The organism is Paraburkholderia sp. TE9906, from assembly GCF_056279605.1.
The window spans coordinates 829,252-846,463 of sequence record NZ_JBWCCT010000001.1; the positions used below are offsets into that span (position 1 = coordinate 829,252).

Annotated in this window: 14 protein-coding genes; 3 read left to right on the forward strand and 11 right to left on the reverse strand. The window is 64.8% G+C overall.

The genetic code is table 11. From position 1 onward, the window contains the following. Positions 1–12 precede the first annotated feature (12 nt). Genes ACZ9H4_RS03710 through ACZ9H4_RS03725 form a run of 4 tightly spaced genes read right to left on the reverse strand, consistent with a single transcriptional unit; the run spans position 13 to position 4,021 of the window. Positions 13–339: a UxaA family hydrolase gene (locus ACZ9H4_RS03710; protein WP_476118257.1), complete on the reverse strand. Its 327-nt coding sequence runs from the start codon at positions 337–339 to the stop codon at positions 13–15. A 37-nt stretch (positions 340–376) separates the two neighbouring features. Further along, positions 377–1,426 (reverse strand): ABC transporter permease, encoded by a 1,050-nt coding sequence (locus tag ACZ9H4_RS03715; protein ID WP_408141792.1) that lies wholly within the window; start codon positions 1,424–1,426, stop codon positions 377–379. Then, complete coding sequence (locus tag ACZ9H4_RS03720) at positions 1,416–2,936, reverse strand: sugar ABC transporter ATP-binding protein (protein WP_408154532.1); 1,521 nt, start codon at positions 2,934–2,936, stop codon at positions 1,416–1,418. The genes ACZ9H4_RS03715 and ACZ9H4_RS03720 overlap by 11 nt, the downstream gene beginning before the upstream one ends. Before the next feature lie 32 nt (positions 2,937–2,968). Beyond that, positions 2,969–4,021, reverse strand: coding sequence for a sugar ABC transporter substrate-binding protein (locus ACZ9H4_RS03725; RefSeq protein ID WP_476118258.1), 1,053 nt, complete (start codon positions 4,019–4,021; stop codon positions 2,969–2,971). Between the two features lie 277 nt (positions 4,022–4,298). On the opposite strand from ACZ9H4_RS03725, the gene ACZ9H4_RS03730 reads away from it, so the two are divergent. Both ACZ9H4_RS03730 and ACZ9H4_RS03735 read left to right on the forward strand, forming a co-directional pair. Then, a complete protein-coding gene (locus ACZ9H4_RS03730; RefSeq protein ID WP_408141795.1) occupies positions 4,299–5,087 on the forward strand; it encodes an IclR family transcriptional regulator in 789 nt (262 codons plus the stop codon). A gap of 169 nt (positions 5,088–5,256) precedes the next feature. Next, positions 5,257–5,802 (forward strand): hypothetical protein, encoded by a 546-nt coding sequence (locus ACZ9H4_RS03735; protein ID WP_408154536.1) that lies wholly within the window; start codon positions 5,257–5,259, stop codon positions 5,800–5,802. Between the two features lie 235 nt (positions 5,803–6,037). Here the strand turns inward: ACZ9H4_RS03735 and ACZ9H4_RS03740 are convergent, their stop codons facing one another. The 7 genes from ACZ9H4_RS03740 to ACZ9H4_RS03770 all read right to left on the reverse strand — a co-directional run bounded on the left by ACZ9H4_RS03740 (position 6,038) and on the right by ACZ9H4_RS03770 (position 15,485). Next, complete coding sequence (locus tag ACZ9H4_RS03740; protein WP_476118259.1) at positions 6,038–8,536, reverse strand: bifunctional acetate--CoA ligase family protein/GNAT family N-acetyltransferase; 2,499 nt, start codon at positions 8,534–8,536, stop codon at positions 6,038–6,040. A 177-nt stretch (positions 8,537–8,713) separates the two neighbouring features. Continuing rightward, positions 8,714–10,315: a peptide chain release factor 3 gene (locus ACZ9H4_RS03745; protein ID WP_408141798.1), complete on the reverse strand. Its 1,602-nt coding sequence runs from the start codon at positions 10,313–10,315 to the stop codon at positions 8,714–8,716. Between the two features lie 835 nt (positions 10,316–11,150). Continuing rightward, positions 11,151–11,447 carry an H-NS histone family protein gene (locus ACZ9H4_RS03750; RefSeq protein ID WP_408141799.1) on the reverse strand — a complete coding sequence of 99 codons (297 nt, stop codon included), beginning with the start codon at positions 11,445–11,447 and terminating at the stop codon, positions 11,151–11,153. 158 nt (positions 11,448–11,605) lie between these two features. Continuing rightward, complete coding sequence (locus ACZ9H4_RS03755) at positions 11,606–12,808, reverse strand: serine hydrolase domain-containing protein (protein WP_476118260.1); 1,203 nt, start codon at positions 12,806–12,808, stop codon at positions 11,606–11,608. A 109-nt stretch (positions 12,809–12,917) separates the two neighbouring features. Next, positions 12,918–13,121: a hypothetical protein gene (locus ACZ9H4_RS03760; protein ID WP_408141801.1), complete on the reverse strand. Its 204-nt coding sequence runs from the start codon at positions 13,119–13,121 to the stop codon at positions 12,918–12,920. A gap of 526 nt (positions 13,122–13,647) precedes the next feature. After that, positions 13,648–13,908 (reverse strand): hypothetical protein, encoded by a 261-nt coding sequence (locus ACZ9H4_RS03765; RefSeq protein ID WP_408141802.1) that lies wholly within the window; start codon positions 13,906–13,908, stop codon positions 13,648–13,650. An 86-nt stretch (positions 13,909–13,994) separates the two neighbouring features. Continuing rightward, positions 13,995–15,485 (reverse strand): sigma-54 interaction domain-containing protein, encoded by a 1,491-nt coding sequence (locus ACZ9H4_RS03770; RefSeq protein WP_476118261.1) that lies wholly within the window; start codon positions 15,483–15,485, stop codon positions 13,995–13,997. A 313-nt stretch (positions 15,486–15,798) separates the two neighbouring features. On the opposite strand from ACZ9H4_RS03770, the gene ACZ9H4_RS03775 reads away from it, so the two are divergent. After that, on the forward strand, positions 15,799–17,199 hold the full coding sequence (locus tag ACZ9H4_RS03775; RefSeq protein WP_408141804.1) for a GntP family permease: 1,401 nt from the start codon (positions 15,799–15,801) through the stop codon (positions 17,197–17,199). Positions 17,200–17,212 lie beyond the last annotated feature (13 nt).

Consider the following 17,212-nt stretch of genomic DNA (forward strand, 5'->3'; position numbering starts at 1 on the left):
ATGGTGTGCGTGTCAGTGATGGACGAACTCGTGACCCGCGTCGTGCGTATAGGTCGGCAAGTAGTCGCTTGCGAGGTTGTGCGTGTGCAGATGTGCGCCGCGTGCCACCGTTTCGGTTACGTGGCCGATCACTGCGCCATAGCGCAGCACCTTGTCGTCTTTCGCTAGCTCATGGCGCGCGACCTTGTGGCCGAGATCGATGGTGCGGGTCAGCGTAACGCGCTCGCCTTCGATGTCGACCTGCGTGCCCGCGTCGAGCCGCGCCGCGGCGATCAGGCAGTTGTCGGCGGGACTGAGCAGGATCAGGCGCGGATCGGTTGGCAATGGACGGCTGGTCAAGTGAGATCTCCGGGTGCGTGCGTACGAAGCGTGCGCATTAGTTCTGGCCTTCGCCGCTGGCAAGGCGCGCCACCATCAGCGAGCCGAGAATGATGGCGCCGTAGATCGCCTGAATCCAGAACGACGGCACCTGGGCGAGCGTCAGCAGGTTCTGAACGACGCCGAGCAGCAGCACGCCGGAGAGCGCGCCGAGCATCGTGCCCTTGCCGCCGTCGAGCGAAATACCGCCGATCACCGCCGCCGCGAACACCGTGAAGATCATGCCGTTGCCCTGGTTCGCGTTGATCGCGCCGACATAGCCGGTTACGATCAAGCCGCCGAGCGACGCCAGAATGCTGCCCAGCACGAACACGCCCCACGTGATGCGCTCGACGCGAATCCCCGCCGCGCGCGCCGCTTCCGGATTACCGCCGATCGCGTACAACGCGCGGCCAAGGCGGTGATAGCGCAATACGAACGCGGCAATCGCGAACGCCGCCGCCGCGAGCCACACCGACAACGGCAAGCCGAACACGATGGTGGTGGCAAGCGTGAAGAACGACGGCGGCATGTCGAACAGCGTGCCGCCCTTGGTCGCGCCGACCAGCATGCCGCGCAGCACGATCAGCATGGCCAGCGTGACGATGAACGCGTTCAGCCGCAAGCGCACCACCAGAAAGCCGTTGATCAAACCGATCACCGCGCCCACCGCGACGATCGCGACGAGACCGACCGCCGTCGGCCATTGCGTGCCGAAGCCCGCGGACGCCGCCGGCATCACCAGCATCGCGCCCACGGCGGGCGCGATGCCGACGGTCGATTCGAGCGACAGATCGAACTTGCCGGTCAGCACGATCAGCGATTCCGCGAGCACGACGAGCGCGAGCGCCGCCGACGCGCCGAGCACGCTGATCAGATTCGCCTTCGTGAGAAAGCTCGGGCTGACGAACGCGCCGATCACGATCAGCAACGCGAGCGCGGGCAGCAACGCCAGTTCGCGCAGGCGCGCGAGTTCGGAGCGCGCGCGTTTGCCGCGCGAGCCCGCCGCGGCGGACTGCGCCGGCGCTTGCGCCGTGGCGAAGGCGGGGCTGGGCACACTATTCTTCATGGAGACTGACTCCTTCAACGGATGCGATCAGGTCGTGATCCTGCCAACCCGCGGGAAATTCGGCCGCGACACGGCCACGGAACATGACCAGCACACGGTCACAGGTACGCAGATCGTCGAGCTCGCCGGACACGACCAGCACGGCCTTGCCCTCTTCGCGCACGCGATCCACGACGGAGAGCAACGCTTCTTTCGATTTCACGTCGACGCCCGCAGTGGGGTCGATCAATACGAGCACGTTGGGGTCGGTGGCGAGCGCGCGCGCCATCACCACCTTTTGCTGATTGCCGCCCGACAGTCCCGACACGACATGGTCCGGACCTTGCGCGACGATGCCGAGCGCGTCGATCATCTTCTGGCCGAACGCGTGCTTCTTCGCGGGCGGCGCGATGCCGAACTTGCCGAGCACGCGCGCGATTGTCATCGATGCGTTTTCCGCGATCGATTGCGTGAGCACGAGGCCTTCGTGATGCCGGTCCTTCGGCACGCAGCCAATGCCGTGCGCCAACGCGGCAGGCACGTCGCCGGGCGGCAATGCCTTGCCGTCGACGCTGACCGTGCCGCCTTTGACTGTGCGCAAACCGGCGATCGCTTCGGCGACGCTCGTGCGGCCGCTGCTCGTCGCGCCGGTCAGGCCGACCACTTCGCCGCGCTTGACGGTGAACGACACGCCCTCGTAATCGGAGCCGGCCAGTTCGTCGACGCGCAGCGCGATCGCCGTGTCGGCGGGCAACGCGGCGCGCGCCGCGGCGTCGGCGACGTTCAGCCCGCCGCGTTCGCCGGTCATCGCTTCGATCAGCTGCTCGCGCGGCAACGCAGACACCGGCGCGCTGACGATATGGCGCGCATCGCGCAGCACCGTCACCGCCTGGCAAATCTCGTAGACCTCCTGAAGATGATGCGAGATGAAGAGGAAGGTTACGCCTTCGCGCTGCAACTCGCTGATGCGCCTGAACAGGCGCTTGATCTCGTCGCCGTCGAGCTGCGCGGTCGGTTCATCGAGGATGATGAAGCGCGCGCCATACGACAGCGCCCGCGCAATCTCAACCAACTGCCGCGCTTCCACGCTCAGGTCGCCCGCGCGCGCGTCTTCACGCACGTCGATCTTCCAGTGATCGAGCAGCTCGCGCGCGTCGCGGCGCATCGCCTGCCAATCGATCATGCCGCCGCGCACCGGCTGGCGATTGATGAACAGATTTTCCGCGACGCTCAGGTCGCGAATGATCGTCGAATGCTGATAGACGCACGCGACGCGCTCGCGCCACGCGTCGCGATCCGCAATCGACGGCGCACTCGCGCCGCCGAACCGCACCTCGCCCATGTCGGGCTTGCGCAGGCCGGTGAGGATCGACACCAGCGTCGACTTGCCCGCGCCGTTGCGCCCGACGAGCGCATGCGACTCGCCGGGCATCACGCGGATGCTCACGTCTTTCAGCGCGGCCGTCGAGCCGAAGCGTTTGGTGACTTCAAACGCTTCGACGACCGGCACGGATGGCGTCGGTGCGCTCATTTGGCCGCTCATTTGGCCGCTCATTTGACCGCTCATTTGACCGTATTGCCCCACAACGCCTTGTCGTCGACATTCGACTTCGTCACGAGCGGCGCGGGCAACTGATCTTCGAGCACGCCCGGCGCGAGCTGGATGATGTTGCTGCCGTGATCGGTCGGGCCCGGCTTGAAGGTTTGCCCCGCCAACGCGGCCTTGATGTAGAACAGGCCGTATTTCGCGTACGAATCGGCGGGCTGCGAGATGGTCGCATCGATATCGCCACGACGAATCGCTTCGAATTCCTGCGGAATGCCGTCGTTACTCACGATCACGACGTGCTTCGCATCGCCTGCGGGAAACAGCATCTGCTTGCGCCGCAAGGTTTGCAGCGTCGGCGACAGATAAACGCCGCCCGCCTGCATGTAGATCGCCTTCACGTCGGGATTGGCGGTCAGCAGACTGTCGAGCGCGGTGGCCGCGACGTCGCCCTTCCAGGCCGCCGGAATTTCCAGCAGCGACAAGGCCGGATAACCCTTCAGACACGCGCGGAACGCTTCCGAGCGGTCGCGCCCGTTGACCGACGCGAGGTCGCCCATGATCTGCACTACCTTGCCCGACTTCACGTGTTCGCCGATGTATTTGCACGCCTTTTCGCCGTACGCGTGATTGTCGGCGCGCACGACCATCGCGACCTTGCCCTGCGTCGGCGCGACGTCCACGGCGACCACCGGCACGTTGCGGGCGGCGGCGGCGTCGAGCGCGCGGCTGATCGCCGCCGAATCCAGCGGCCCGACCACGATGCCCTTCGAACCGAGGTTCAGCAGGTTGTTCATGTCGGTGATCTGCTGGGCCGGATCGCCGTTCGAATTGACCGGCGCGAGGATGTCGAGGCTCATCTCCTTCGCGTACTTGGGCAGATAGTTGTTGTACGACTGCCAGAACGGCGATGTGAGCAGCGGCAGGCCGAGGCCGATCTTGCCCGCGTCGGCGGCTTGCGCGGCGCCGCTCACGGCGATACCGGCGGCGCATGCGGCCGCGGCGAGCGTGAAAAGTGAACGGTGGAACAGACGACGGGCCGCGAGCGGCCTCTGAACGGACGTGGACATGGGGTTGTCTCCTACGATGCGTTTGTTGAACTGCGTGAACCGGTCATGGATGCCGGCACTTCGTCCTGCGCTTTCTTATCGGATGTCTTATCGGGTATTGGCGTGCGCTCATTCACCAATGAACGTATTATTCATATACGGACTTTTCGAAGTCAAGGAATCTACGCTGGATCGGGCTCCGTACTTTCCCTGGACACGCGCCGCCTTGCTCAAGATTCGCCACGCACTTACATTCATGCGCCAGATAATGAGAACTGCACACGGAACCTCGCCGACGATGGACGCAGAAGACAAAGACGACGCCGACCGTTACCGGGCCCCCGCGCTCGACAAAGGCCTCGACATCCTCGAACTGCTCGCCGAGCAGAAAGAGGGGCTCACGCGCGCCGAAATCACCAAGCTGCTGGGGCGCAACGCGAGCGAGATGTACCGCATGCTCGAACGCCTCGTCGCGCGGCAGTACGTGGTGCGCTCGGCGGGAGGCGACCGCTATTCGCTGAGCCTGAAGCTGTATGCGCTCGCGCACCGTCATCCGCCGATGAACCGGCTGATCTCCGAAGCGCTGCCGCTGATGCAGCGCTTTGCCGATGCCGCCGAACAATCGTGTCACCTCGTGGTGTACGACCGCGGCAACCTGCTGGTGATCGCCCAGGTGGATGGGCCGGGCACGTGGGGCATGTCGGTGCGGCTCGGTTCGCGGGTGGGTTTGATCGATACCGGCTCGGGTCGTGTGATGCTCGCGTTTCAAAGCATCGAACAGCGTCAGCAGATGCTGGCCGAGCACACCAAGGTGAAGGGCGAGGTAACGATCGACCGCGATGCGCTTGAGCTCGCGTGCGAGCGGATTCGCGCGGCGGGTTTTTCGCAGAAGGACAGCCAGCAGACGTTCGGCGTCACCGACCTGACGTTTCCGATCCAGGGGCCGTCCGGCCAGGCGATCGCGGTGCTGACCTGTCCTTACCTGCGGCGTATCGATGAATACGTCGCGCCGACGCTCGAAGCCGCGACCGTATTGCTGCGCGAGACGGTGCAGGCGCTCTCGATGTTCCACGAGCACGACGTTTGAGTTGCTTGGAGTTGCTTGGAGTTGCTTCGGACCGTGTCGGTCAGCGTGGCCGACGCGCGCAATCGTGCCCTGGTCCGTTGAAAACAGACCGCTCGCGCACATGGTTTAGAATGGCGACCCTCTCAAATTACGCCGCATGGGTTCGCCCATGCGCGCTCATCGATAAGCAATGGCGAAACTTCTGACCGATTCCGAATTCCAGCGTTTTTCCGAACTCCAGCAGAAGCAGTCGAGCTTCACGATCACGCCCGCGGAAGCCGACGAACTGCGCGACATCGTCGCTCATGCGCAAAAGCGTCGCGACGACCGTGCCGCGGCGATGCAAAGCATCGAGACGTTCATCCAGCAATTCGACATCAGCCCGGACGAGCTGTTTTCGCCGGAACAGATCGGTGAAGCCGCCCGCACTTACGGCCTGATTCCGGCCGCGAAGAAAGAACGCGTGCTGCCGCCGTCGTTCACGTTCAACGGCAAGCCGTACCAGTGGACCGCGCGCGCGCTGCCGGACGATATTCGCGTGCCGTTGTTCGATGCGTTCAAGGCGGGTCAATCGGTGAAGTCGTTCATCGCGACGCTGAAGGATGCGAACCGTTGCGCGGTGACGATCGCGCGTCTCGAGCGCGAAACCGGCGCGGTGTACGCGGATGCGTGGCTGGAAGAGTTGTCGGTGACGCGCACGCAAGTCGATGAAGCCGCGGCGAAGCTGCCGGCTTGAGCTTGCGGTTTCATTGATTTGCAGCGTGAGAGGCCGTTCAGGCTTCTTGCGGTGTGAGGGCGGTTTGGGTCTTCGAACGCGGCCGCTTGTCACTCGTCGCAGTTCGGCCAGCTTCGGAGGTTCGATAGCCTCCGAAGACTGGAAGCATGAGTTCGGACAAAACGGTCCTCTGTACGGGTAGGGATGCGGCCGGTCGAACGTCGGAATTACCCGGAATCCAGACAGTTTCGCGCCCTTAGCCCTCCCTACCCGCCGTCTCCTCCAGCGCCATCCGAAACCCCACCACCCCCGGGTCTTCGGTCCGCGTGATCGTGAACCCGCAGCGTTTGGCCAGCGCGATCATCGCGCCGTTTTCGCGGAGCGCCTCTCCGACCAGCCAATGGACGCCGCGCACCCGCGCGTAGCTGATGATCCGCTCCATCAGCAATTGACCGAGGCGCCGGCCTTTCTGATCCGAGCGCACGGCGACCGCGAATTCGGCGGTCTCGTTGTCGGGATCGGAGACAGCGCGCACCACCCCCAAGGTCCGCACGAAACCCTCGTCGGACGTCACTGTCGCGATCAGCGCCATCTCGCGGTCGTAGTCGATCTGCGTCATGCGCGCGAGTTGCGAGTGGTCGAAGCTGCCCACTGCGCCGAAAAAGCGCAAACGCAGATCCTCGGGTGTCATCGCTTCGACGAAATCATGATGCGCTGCCTCGTCTTCCGGACGGATCGGCCGCACCGTCACGCGCAAGCCTTGCCAGTCGAGCGTCTCTTCGAAGCGGCGCGGGTAAGGCACGATCGCGAGGCGGCTTCGTTTGGCGGCGAGGCTCAGCACGGGATCGACCACGGTCACATGGTCGCTGTAGACCCTCAACGTCAGCGCCAGCGCGACGATCTCCTTGACGTCGCAAGCCGCCTGCGAGAGCGCCGTCAGTGCCGTCAGCGCCGGCTCCGGCGCGACCAGCCGCGCGTAGCGCGAACGCGTGACAATGTCGCGCGCGAGCACGGGATTCAGTGGCGGCAGGCCGTAGACGCGCAGCGCCTCGGACACGCCGTCGGCCGAGGGCGCGGTGAAGCGGAACACCGGGCCGAAGTTGTCGTCGTCGTGAAGCTCGATAGCGATGTCGACCACCGGTTTTGCGGACGACCTGTCGCTGTCTTCAGCGCAGTCCGCCGTGGATGTGGCAGCAGATGCTTTGAGCGCTCGTGCCGCTCGTTGCGTGGGCGTCTGCGCAGCGGCGGCATTACCTGCGCTCTCCAACCCGCTCCCCGCTTCCGCGTCCGCTTCCACCTGCAACCCAAATCGTTCGAGAAACCGCGCCGCCGCTTCGCCCTTCCACTCATGTTCGCCCGCGTTCAGCGCGGCGCAAGCCTGCGCCTGAGCCGCGTCGATCGCGTCGGGAATCCGCGCGGGCAATCCCTCCGGTGTTTGCATCAGGAGTTCGCGCCCCAACCGGTAATCGACCAGACGGGCGAACGCGCGTGCGAGCCGCTGCGGCGTCGTATGAACCGGAATGCCCTGTGCGTGCAGCGCGTCGCGCGTGGCGGCGTCCAGGCCGCCGAAGAAGCAGGCAAGCAAGCCGCGATAGGCGAAGCGCTGATTCTCGATCAGCGCCTGCGCGACTTCACCGACCGGCGCGCCGTGCGTCGATGCGTGGACCACGAACGCAGTGCCGGTGCTGCGATGCTCCGCCAGCAGTTTGAGCGCGGCGCCGAAATGCTCGGGACGCGCGTCGTCGCCGAGTTGCAGCGGATTGCCGCCGACCGCGTGCGGCAGCGCCTGCTGCAACGCGTCCGAGGCTTCGTCTGGCCACGGCGCGAGCATGCCGCCTGCGGCGGCGAAGGCGTCGCAGGCAAGCGTCGCGAGGCCGCTGTCGCTGGTGATCAGCGTCGCCGCCCCGCCGGCCGCCACGCGTCCGACGCCGAGCGTCTCCACTTCGTCGAGCAGATCATCGAGCGCATCGACGCGCACCATGCCCGCGCGCCGGAACGCGGCGCTGTAGAGCGCATCGGCGGGATCGGTGCGGCCCGAGCGCAACGCGAGCACCGGCTTGTTGCGCGCCGCCGCCCGCGCCGCCGACATGAATTTGCGCGCTGCACGCACGGTATCGAGTTCGAGCAGGATGGCGCGCGTGCCGGGGTCGCTGGCCAGGTAGTCGAGCACGTCGCCAGCGTCCACATCGGCCTCATCGCCAAGCGCCACCGCATGCGAAAAACCGAGCCCGCGCGCTTGCGCCCAACCGAGCACCGCATTGGTCAGCGCATTCGATTGCGACACCCACGCGACGCCGCCCGCCTTGACCGTGCACGACGGCGCGCCGAGATGCGCGCGCAGCGCGGGCGACACCACCCCGAGACTGCCCGGCCCGACAATGCGCAGCAGATGCGGCCGCGCCGCCGACAACGCGTGCCGCAGCGCGAGCCGGTCGTCATCGCTGCGCGCTTCGCCGACGATGATCGCGGCCCGCGTACCCAGCCCACCGAGCTTGTGGATGATTGCCGGCCACGTGGCGGGCGGCGTGCAGATCAGCGCGACGCTCGGCGCCTGCGGCAGATCGCCGGCGTCGCCGAACACGGTATGGCCGCCCAGCGTCTCGTACTTCGGATTGACCGGCCACAGCGGCCCGCCGAAGCCGCCTTCCAGCACACGCGCCCACACCATCGCGCCGGTGCTGCCGGGCCGCTCGGAGGCGCCGATCACAGCGACGGATTTGGGTCGAAACAGGGCGTCGAGATTGCGTACGGTCACTGGCACTCCGCGAAAGTGAGGAGGACGCGCCGGCCCGGCGCGTGTCTCAGTCAGCATAGGCGAAGTCGCGCGCTTGCGCGGATGTTGGCGTCAAGACCCTGGCTCGCGCGTCGAACCAGGCTGGCAAAAAAAAGCCGCGTCGTCGACGCGGCTTCTTCATTCATGCGCAGCTGGCAATCACATCGACTTCCGGAACGGCGCACCCGAGTGTTCGCGCAGTTCGTTGAACACGATCTTCGGCCACGCCTTTTGCGCGACTTCGATTTCGGACACGTGCGAGGCCAGATACGTCGGCGCATCCGAAGCATCGAGCGCGATCCGCGCCGCGTACGAATCGGTGAAGCGGCGCAGTTCGGCGGCGTCGTCGCAGGTCACCCAGCGCGAGAGCCGGTAACGCGCCGGCGCCATCCGCACGTCGACCTTGTACTCGGTCGACAGACGATGCGACACCACCTCGAACTGCAGTTGCCCGACCGCGCCGAGAATCATCATGCCGCCCACTTCCGGACGGAACACCTGAATCGCACCCTCTTCGCCGAGCTGCTTCAGCGCTTCGCCGAGCTGCTTCGCGCGCATTGGATCCACCACTTCCACGGTCTGGAAAATTTCCGGCGCGAAGAACGGCAGGCCGACGAACTGCAACTGCTCGCCTTCGGTCAGCGTATCGCCGAGACTCAGCGTGCCGTGATTCGGAATACCGATGATGTCGCCCGGATACGCCTCGCTCACGGTCTCACGGCGCTGCGACAGGAACGTCACCACGTTGTTGGCGCGGAACGTCTTGTTCGAACGCGTGACCTTCACGGCCATGCCGCGCTCGAAACGCCCCGAGCACACGCGGATGAACGCCACGCGGTCGCGGTGCGCGAGGTCCATGTTCGCCTGCACCTTGAACACGACGCCGGTAAACTTCGGCTCGTCCGGCAGCACCGGACGCTGCACGGTCATGCGCATCGACGGCGGCGGCGCGAGATCGACCAGCGCGTCGAGAATTTCCTTCACGCCGAAGTTGTTGATCGCCGAGCCGAACAGCACCGGCGACTGCTGGCCGGCCAGGAACTGCTCGCGATCGAAGTCGGGCGTCGCACCGGTGATCAGGTCGATCTCTTCCTTGGCTTTCGTCCAGCTATGGCCGAAACGGCGCTCGCCTTCCTCGTCGCTCAAGCCCTGCAGCGTTTCCACCGCGCCGCCCGCCGTATCCTGCCCGGCACGGAACACACGAACCTGATCTCGCTGGATGTCGTAGACGCCCTGGAATTCCTTGCCCATGCCGATCGGCCACGTGAACGGCACGGCCGCCACGCCAAGATGCTGCTCGATCTCGTCGAGCAGTTCGAGCGGCTCGCGCACTTCGCGGTCGAGCTTGTTGATGAAGGTGACGATCGGCGTCTTGCGGCTGCGGCAGACTTCGAGCAGCTTCAGCGTTTGCGCTTCGACACCGTTCGCGCCGTCGATCACCATGACCGCGGCGTCGACCGCGGTCAGCACGCGGTAGGTATCTTCAGAGAAGTCTTCGTGGCCCGGCGTGTCGAGCAGATTGATGACGGCGTCGCCGTACTCGAACTGCATCACCGAGCTGGCGACCGAAATGCCGCGCTGCTTTTCGATCTCCATCCAGTCGGACGTCGCGTAGCGATTGCTCTTGCGGCCCTTCACGGTACCGGCGATCTGAATCGCGCCCGAGAACAGCAGCAGTTTTTCGGTAAGCGTGGTTTTACCCGCGTCCGGGTGGGAAATAACCGCGAACGTGCGGCGGCGTTTGAGTTCGGAGACTGACATCAGGTCTGGCGGTCACGGAAAGGGGGTTCGGGCGGTTCCCGGCAGCCTGTGGCGGCCGGTATGCCGCGCCTTGCGCGGCGGCGTCGGGCTGCGGGACTTGGGCCGGAACCCGCATCGACTGGCAGACTTCGCCGCGTCGGAAACAGGTCACGAACAGACGTTCGACAATACGGGAATCGCCAGCGCAGAACAGCGCAGGGAACGAATGATACACGCCCGGGGCGGCGCGAGGGGAAACAGGGTCGCCCGTGCCGGTCGACGCGCGGCCATGCGGCGGGGTGAAGCAGCGACTATTCGGCATGCGCAAATGGATCGCGCGCCTCACCTATCTGGCGCGGAGGAGCGCGGCGACTCGCAAAGGTGAGAGTTTTCGGGACTGGCGATGGCGAGCGTCGCGGCGCGTCGAAAGGTGAAGCTGGACAAGCGTGGTTCGCGCACCTCCGAGGCGAACCTCACAAGAACGCAACACGCGGCGGACCATCACGAAACATCCAGCAGAACGTGCGGGGGAATCTTTCGTATTACCTGGGAACGCCCGCCAGCAAGGGATGGCGCGGGTTTTGGAAGAATCCGGGCGAGCACGCGGGGCCGTTCGCGGCAGCCGCGCCGCGAGGTGCGTCACGCGACAAAACCTGGCTCACCGAAACAACCGGCCGTGAGGAATGTCGTGTTGAAAAGCGCAGTGCCCGAGCTCAGGTTGGTGTCAAAGGTGAGTGTTTTCGGGACTCGCGCAGCGGTGCGACTTTCGCCCCACGCTGCGTCACTTCAGACAACTCGCCACGTCATGCGCTGGCGCGTCACGCCCGGCGGGCAAGGCGCCGCGCGGTGGCACACGTCATAGATCGATGAGAAAACGCTCGCGATTCTTGCCCGCGAGCCAGGCCGGCGAGCGGCCGCGACCGCTCCATGTCTCGCCGGTTTTCGGGTTGCGATACTTGGCCACCGACACCCCGGCTGCTTTGCGCGCCGGCTTGGGCTGGCTGGTAAAGCCGAGCTCTTCGGCGGTCAGGTCGTATTCGGCAACCTTCTGCTTGATGTCGGCGATTGCCTGCGCAACTTCCTTTTCGCGGGCCGCTGCGACTTCCTTGTGGAGTTTTTCGAGCTGGGCAGTCAACTGTTTGTACGAGGCCATGGCGGTGCTCCCCCCATCTGTTTGAATGAATTGCTGTGCGGACGCCCCGGAGGAAGTCCTCGGGGGGCACACTATCAGACGAATAAAGTGCCGGATAGAGTGGGCCGCAGCCGCGCGCCGTTCCATACGGAACGACTCAGTGGCGGCGGCTTCTGCACTCAGTCGTCAATGGCATCGTACACGCGGCGTTCGAAGTCGAGCGCCATCGGGAAGGGTTCGATTGCGCGCCGCTGGATCAGCATGAGACCGATCAGATTTTCGACCGGATCGGCGAACCAGCTCGTGCCGAACGCGCCCGGCCAGCCGAACGAACCCATCGAGCGATAGCCGAGCGGCAGTTGCTGCGCCGGGTCATCGACGACGGACACGCCGAGGCCGAAGCCCTGCCCCGCCCACAACACGTGCCCGAAAGCCGGCAGGCGACGCTGGTCACGGGTCAGAAAGTTGGAGCGCATCAGATCGACCGAGCGATGCGACAGCAAACGCGTCGCACCGACGCGCCCGCGTGCGAGCAGCAGTTGCGCGAATTGCAGATAGTCCTGCGCCGTCGAAACGAGGCCGCCCCCGCCGCTCTGGAAGCGCGCGGGGTTCGCCCAGCGGCTCGTCGACGGATGATCCTCGACGACGCGCCGCCGCGTACCCGGCTCGACGCCATAGGCGGTGGCCAGCCGCGCCAACTGCGCGTCGGGCACCCAGAACGCGGTATCACGCATGCCGAGCGGTTCGAAAATGCGCGTGCGGAAGAACTCGCCGAGCGGCATGCCGCTCACGCGTTCGATCAGCACGCCGAGCACGTCGGTCGCGATGCCGTAGTGCCAACGCGAGCCTGGCTGGAACATCAGCGGCAATGCCGCGATGCGGGCGAGCCAGGCATCGCCGTCCGCATGAGCCTCGAAGCCGTTGAAAGCGGCCGCGTACGCTTCGGCCAACGGCCCGGTCGCGGTGAAGTGATACGCGAAGCCCGCGCGATGCGTCAGCAAATCGAGCACGGTGAGCGGCGCTCTGACCGGGTCGGTTTCGTCGAGCGGCCCGGCGGGATCGCGCAGCACGCGCGGCGCGGCCAGTTCGGGCAGCCACAGCGAAATCGGCGTGTCGAGTGCGAGCCGGTCTTCTTCGATCAGCATCAGGATCGCGGCGCTGGTCACCGGCTTGGTCATCGAGGCGATGCGAAACAGCGTGTCGCGCTCCATCGGCAGCTGCGCGGCTTCGTCCCGCCAACCGAGCGGCTCGAAATAACCGATCTCGCCGCGCCGCCATACCATCGACACCACGCCCGCCACTTCGCCGCGTTCCACATAGCCTTGCAGCGCGTGGGTCAAGGCCGTCAGCCGGGTCGCGGATAATCCTGCTGGTGGTTGCATGCTGCTCCTGGGTGAATGGCGCGAAGTGCCGAGCCGCGACGTTCCCTTGCTCCCGCAGTAATCGTTACGGGCTTCAAGGCGACACGACGGCTACGCATTGTCGCCGGTATTAATTTTTTTGCCGCTCTTCCAATGCCGACAGCGCATCATTCAGCCGCTTGATTCGACTGGCTTGCGCCGGCACACGGACCGCGTCCGAAACCGAGTCGATCCGGTTGCGCCAATAGGACAGCGGGATGCGGTCTTCAGCGGAAATATGCGAAATAACGTGTTCTAGATGCTGGATATCTTTTTCAAGTTGATGATGATTCATTGCTTCCCCGTATTCTATTGAATTAGTTTCAAAGCATGAATGAAAGCAGGGAACGTGCCGCCGTCAAGCCCCACGGGCATGTTCGCAAAACGGAAAATCCTTCCTGACTGTCTGCCACGTCAGAAAAATCCGGAAAAATATGCTTGTTGGTTAAATTCCGAACCATAGGAAAATAATACTGCCGACAAGCCTCATGTTCCGTTAGGTTCCGCACCGACCTCGTCCGATGATCCAATCGGACATTAAGTCATATTCGCATTGACGCTAACGGAAACAATTCCCGGATGGACTGCAAAATCGTCGTTAAAACTTGATACGCATAATAACCCGCAATCGGATTCACATTAAACACAGCTGTTTATGACGGCCATGTGCATTTCGCGATGAACATGGCGCAAAGAGGTGAATGCTTCCGGTAGGTTTGGAGCATGTGGCGCCCGCGCTCGTTGCCGGGTCGCGGGCCGAAGTCGGGAATGTGGGTCAGGCCAACGTCGCCAGCTGTACACCGGCATCGTGCGAATGCGCGTTACTTCGCTCGGCAGGCGTAGATCAGATTGAGCGTGCCGCTCTGGGTGGACTGGCGGACCACGTCGAACGCGCCGCCGCAACTGGCACTGGCTTGCTGCGAGCAGGAATCGGAGCCGGCCGGGCATTGCACCAGCGTGGTGGCGCGGCCATCCGGCAGAAACAGCGGCGCGCTGCTGCTGCAACCGCTCAGCACGGCCATACCGCCGAGCGCCAGCGTGGCGCAGGCCCGGCGCGCGAAGGAGGAGAGATTGCGTTTCATTTGAAACCCCGGTCACGTCTTGTTTTTCGATCCCGCGATTGTGCCACGCGGCAATTACGCTGCGTCACCCGGCAACGCGGGACTTTTCAAACTTCGATGCCGTACGCCGCGATCTTCTTATAGAGCGTCGCGCGGCCCATGCCGATCTGGTTCGCGGTGTCGATCACGCGGCCGCCGTTGGCGCGCAAAGCGTCGCTCAGGAAGCGCTTTTCGAATGCGGCCATCGCGTCGCTCCACGAGGCCGGCGCGGGCGCGCCGGCCCCGGCATCCGGCGCCTGTGGCTGCGTCGGCGCGAGCACGCGGGAGACCGCGTCGGGCTCGTTGGAACGCTGCCCCCCGGCCTGGGCCGAGCCGATGAACGGCGCCAGCGTCCGTGCGTCGATCCGCTCGCTGTCGGACAGCATCACGGCCCGCTCCAGCGTGTTGCGCAACTCGCGCACGTTACCCGGCCATCCATACGAACACAGCAAGCGCAAGGCATCGTCCTGCAATTCGAAGTGGCCGCCGCTGCGTGTCTGCGTCGACAGATCCTCGAGCATCGTGTAAGCCAGCGCTTCGATGTCGGACGCCCGCTCGCGCAACGGCGGCGCATGGATCGTCAGCACGTTCAGCCGATAGAACAGGTCCGCGCGAAAACGTCCCGCCGCGACCAGCGCGGGCAGATCGGCCGAGGTGGCGGCGATGATCCGCACGTCGGCGCGCACGATCCGGTTCGAGCCGAGCGGCTCGAATTCCTTGTCCTGCAGCACTCGCAGCAGCTTGCCCTGCAGCGGCAACGGCATATCGCCGATTTCGTCGAGAAACAGCGTGCCGCCGTTCGAGAGTTCGAATTTGCCGACGCGCCCCTTGCGGTCCACGCCGGTATACGCGCCGGGCGCGGCGCCGAAAAATTCAACTTCGAGCAAGGTGTCGGGGATCGCCGCGACGTTGACCGTCACGAGCGGCTGATTCGCGCGTGCCGAGCCGCCGTGAATCGCATGCGCGAGGAGTTCCTTGCCCGTGCCGGTTTCGCCGAGCAGCAGCACCGGCGATTCGAGCTGCGCCGCGCGGCGCGCCCGGCGCTTCACTTCGAGACATGCCGCGCTGGTGCCGACGAAACTGCCGAATGTATAGCGCGCACGGCGCGCCTGCGCGAGCGATTTGCGCGTCGCGATCAGTTCTTCCTGGACGCGTGAGTAGTGGGAAAAGAGCGGCGTGAGCGCCTTCAGTTCATCGAACAACGCGAAGCCGACCGCGCCGACCGTTGCGCCCGCGTCGTCCTTGAGCGGCAAGCGCGTCACGACGAGCGGTTCGCGGTCCGTCTCCATGATGTCGAGCAGGATCGGCTTGCCCGTGTGGACGACCTCGCGCATCAGGCTGTTGGGGATCACCGCTTCGCAGTCGCGGCCGATCGCCTGCTGCGGGTCCGAGAAACCGAAGCGCGCCGCATAACGCTTGTTGATCCAGACGACGCGCGCGTCGGCGTCGACGATGAACGTGCCTTCGCTGAAGTTTTCGAACGTGCGAAAGAGCGACTCCATTGCCCGGCGCAGAACGTCGCCGTAGGTCGCAGGCAGGCCCGCCCAGTCATTCATCATGTTGTCGCTGTCTCCGGCTATCGTTTTAATTGTGGTTGTCTCAATTTGGAGACAAGCTTATCTCATCGAAGAGATCACCAGCAAGCCTGATTCATAAGGGTTTAACCTCAGTTCGACTGATCTTCAGCGGATTTGCGTCCCGTTTTGTAGACGTTTGGGTACAATCGGCGCGACCATGCTTTCCGCATCGGCCTGCGAAACCGACGCATCGGCCGGGGCCGTAGGTGTGGCACGGAACCTGCATTTTGCGGGCGCCGTGCCGACACACCGTCAGGATGGCTTATAGGTAGAACAACCAAGCTTTGGAGACTCAATGTCCTTTGTCATCGTCCTCGCCGCGCTGGCGTTTCTGATGTTTGCCGCGTATCGCGGCTACAGCGTCATTCTGTTCGCGCCAATCGCCGCGCTCGCCGCCGTTCTGGCGACCGAGCCCGCCGCCGTCGCGCCGGTTTTCACCGGCATCTTCATGGACAAGATGGTCGGCTTCGTGAAGCTGTACTTCCCGGTGTTCCTGCTCGGCGCCGTGTTCGGTAAGGTCATCGAACTGTCCGGTTTCTCGGAGTCGATCGTCGCGGCGGCCATCCGCTATATCGGCCGCTCGCGTGCCAATGCGGTGATCGTCGCGGTGTGCGCGCTGCTCACGTACGGCGGCGTGTCGCTGTTCGTGGTGGTGTTCGCGGTCTATCCGTTCGCGGCGGAGCTGTATCGCCAGAGCAATATTCCGAAGCGTCTGATGCCCGGCGCCATCGCACTCGGTGCGTTCTCGTTCACGATGGATTCGCTGCCGGGCACGCCGCAGATCCAGAACATCATCCCGACCACCTTCTTCAAGACCACCTCGTGGGCCGCGCCCACGCTCGGCGTGATCGGCTCTCTGTTCATCATCGTGGTCGGTCTCACGTATCTGGAATGGCGCCGCCGCGCCGCGATGGCGACGGGCGAAGGTTATGGCACGGAACTCGTCAATGAGCCGGAACGCGTCGAATCGAAGGAACTGCCGCATCCGTTGCTCGCCGTCGCGCCGCTGGTGGTGGTGGGCGTGGCGAACTTCCTGCTGACCCGCTGGATTCCCACCTGGTACGGCCCGACCTTCACGATCACGCCGGAGATCCTGCCGGGCCTTCATGCGCCGGTCGAAACCACGGTCAAAAGCCTGGTCGGCATCTGGGCCGTGCAGGGCGCGCTGCTGCTGGGCATCGTGATGGTCGTGGCCACGGCGTTCGGCCGCGTGAGCTCGCGCTTCGCAGTCGGCACCAAGGCCGCGGTGGCGGGCGCGTTGCTGGCGTCGTTGAACACCGCGTCGGAATACGGCTTCGGCGGCGTGATCGCGGCGTTGCCTGGCTTCCTCGTGGTGAGCGACGCCTTGAAGAGCATCCCCAATCCGCTCGTCAACGCGGCGGTTTCGGTGAGCACGCTCGCGGGTATCACGGGCTCGGCGTCGGGTGGCATGAGCATCGCGCTCGCAGCCATGTCCGACGTGTTCATCAAGGGCGCCGAAGCCGCGCATATTCCGCTGGAAGTGCTGCACCGCGTGGTCGCGATGGCGAGCGGCGGCATGGACACGCTGCCGCACAACGGCGCGGTGATCACGCTGCTGGCGGTCACGGGATTGACGCACCGCCAGTCGTATCGCGACATCTTCGCGGTCACGGTGATCAAGACGTTGGCCGTGTTCTTCGTGATCGCGGTTTATTACGCGACCGGACTGGTTTGACGTCATGCGTCGC

Excerpts from the sequence above, each read along its gene's own strand:
- ACZ9H4_RS03715 (WP_408141792.1), bottom strand. The coding sequence starts at position 1,426 with ATGAAGAATAGTGTGCCCAGCCCCGCCTTCGCCACGGCGCAAGCGCCG.
- ACZ9H4_RS03720 (WP_408154532.1), bottom strand. The coding sequence starts at position 2,936 with ATGAGCGCACCGACGCCATCCGTGCCGGTCGTCGAAGCGTTTGAAGTC.
- ACZ9H4_RS03725 (WP_476118258.1), bottom strand. The coding sequence starts at position 4,021 with ATGTCCACGTCCGTTCAGAGGCCGCTCGCGGCCCGTCGTCTGTTCCAC.
- ACZ9H4_RS03730 (WP_408141795.1), top strand. The coding sequence starts at position 4,299 with ATGGACGCAGAAGACAAAGACGACGCCGACCGTTACCGGGCCCCCGCG.
- ACZ9H4_RS03735 (WP_408154536.1), top strand. The coding sequence starts at position 5,257 with ATGGCGAAACTTCTGACCGATTCCGAATTCCAGCGTTTTTCCGAACTC.
- ACZ9H4_RS03745 (WP_408141798.1), bottom strand. The coding sequence starts at position 10,315 with ATGTCAGTCTCCGAACTCAAACGCCGCCGCACGTTCGCGGTTATTTCC.
- ACZ9H4_RS03750 (WP_408141799.1), bottom strand. The coding sequence starts at position 11,447 with ATGGCCTCGTACAAACAGTTGACTGCCCAGCTCGAAAAACTCCACAAG.
- ACZ9H4_RS03755 (WP_476118260.1), bottom strand. The coding sequence starts at position 12,808 with ATGCAACCACCAGCAGGATTATCCGCGACCCGGCTGACGGCCTTGACC.
- ACZ9H4_RS03760 (WP_408141801.1), bottom strand. The coding sequence starts at position 13,121 with ATGAATCATCATCAACTTGAAAAAGATATCCAGCATCTAGAACACGTT.
- ACZ9H4_RS03765 (WP_408141802.1), bottom strand. The coding sequence starts at position 13,908 with ATGAAACGCAATCTCTCCTCCTTCGCGCGCCGGGCCTGCGCCACGCTG.
- ACZ9H4_RS03770 (WP_476118261.1), bottom strand. The coding sequence starts at position 15,485 with ATGATGAATGACTGGGCGGGCCTGCCTGCGACCTACGGCGACGTTCTG.
- ACZ9H4_RS03775 (WP_408141804.1), top strand. The coding sequence starts at position 15,799 with ATGTCCTTTGTCATCGTCCTCGCCGCGCTGGCGTTTCTGATGTTTGCC.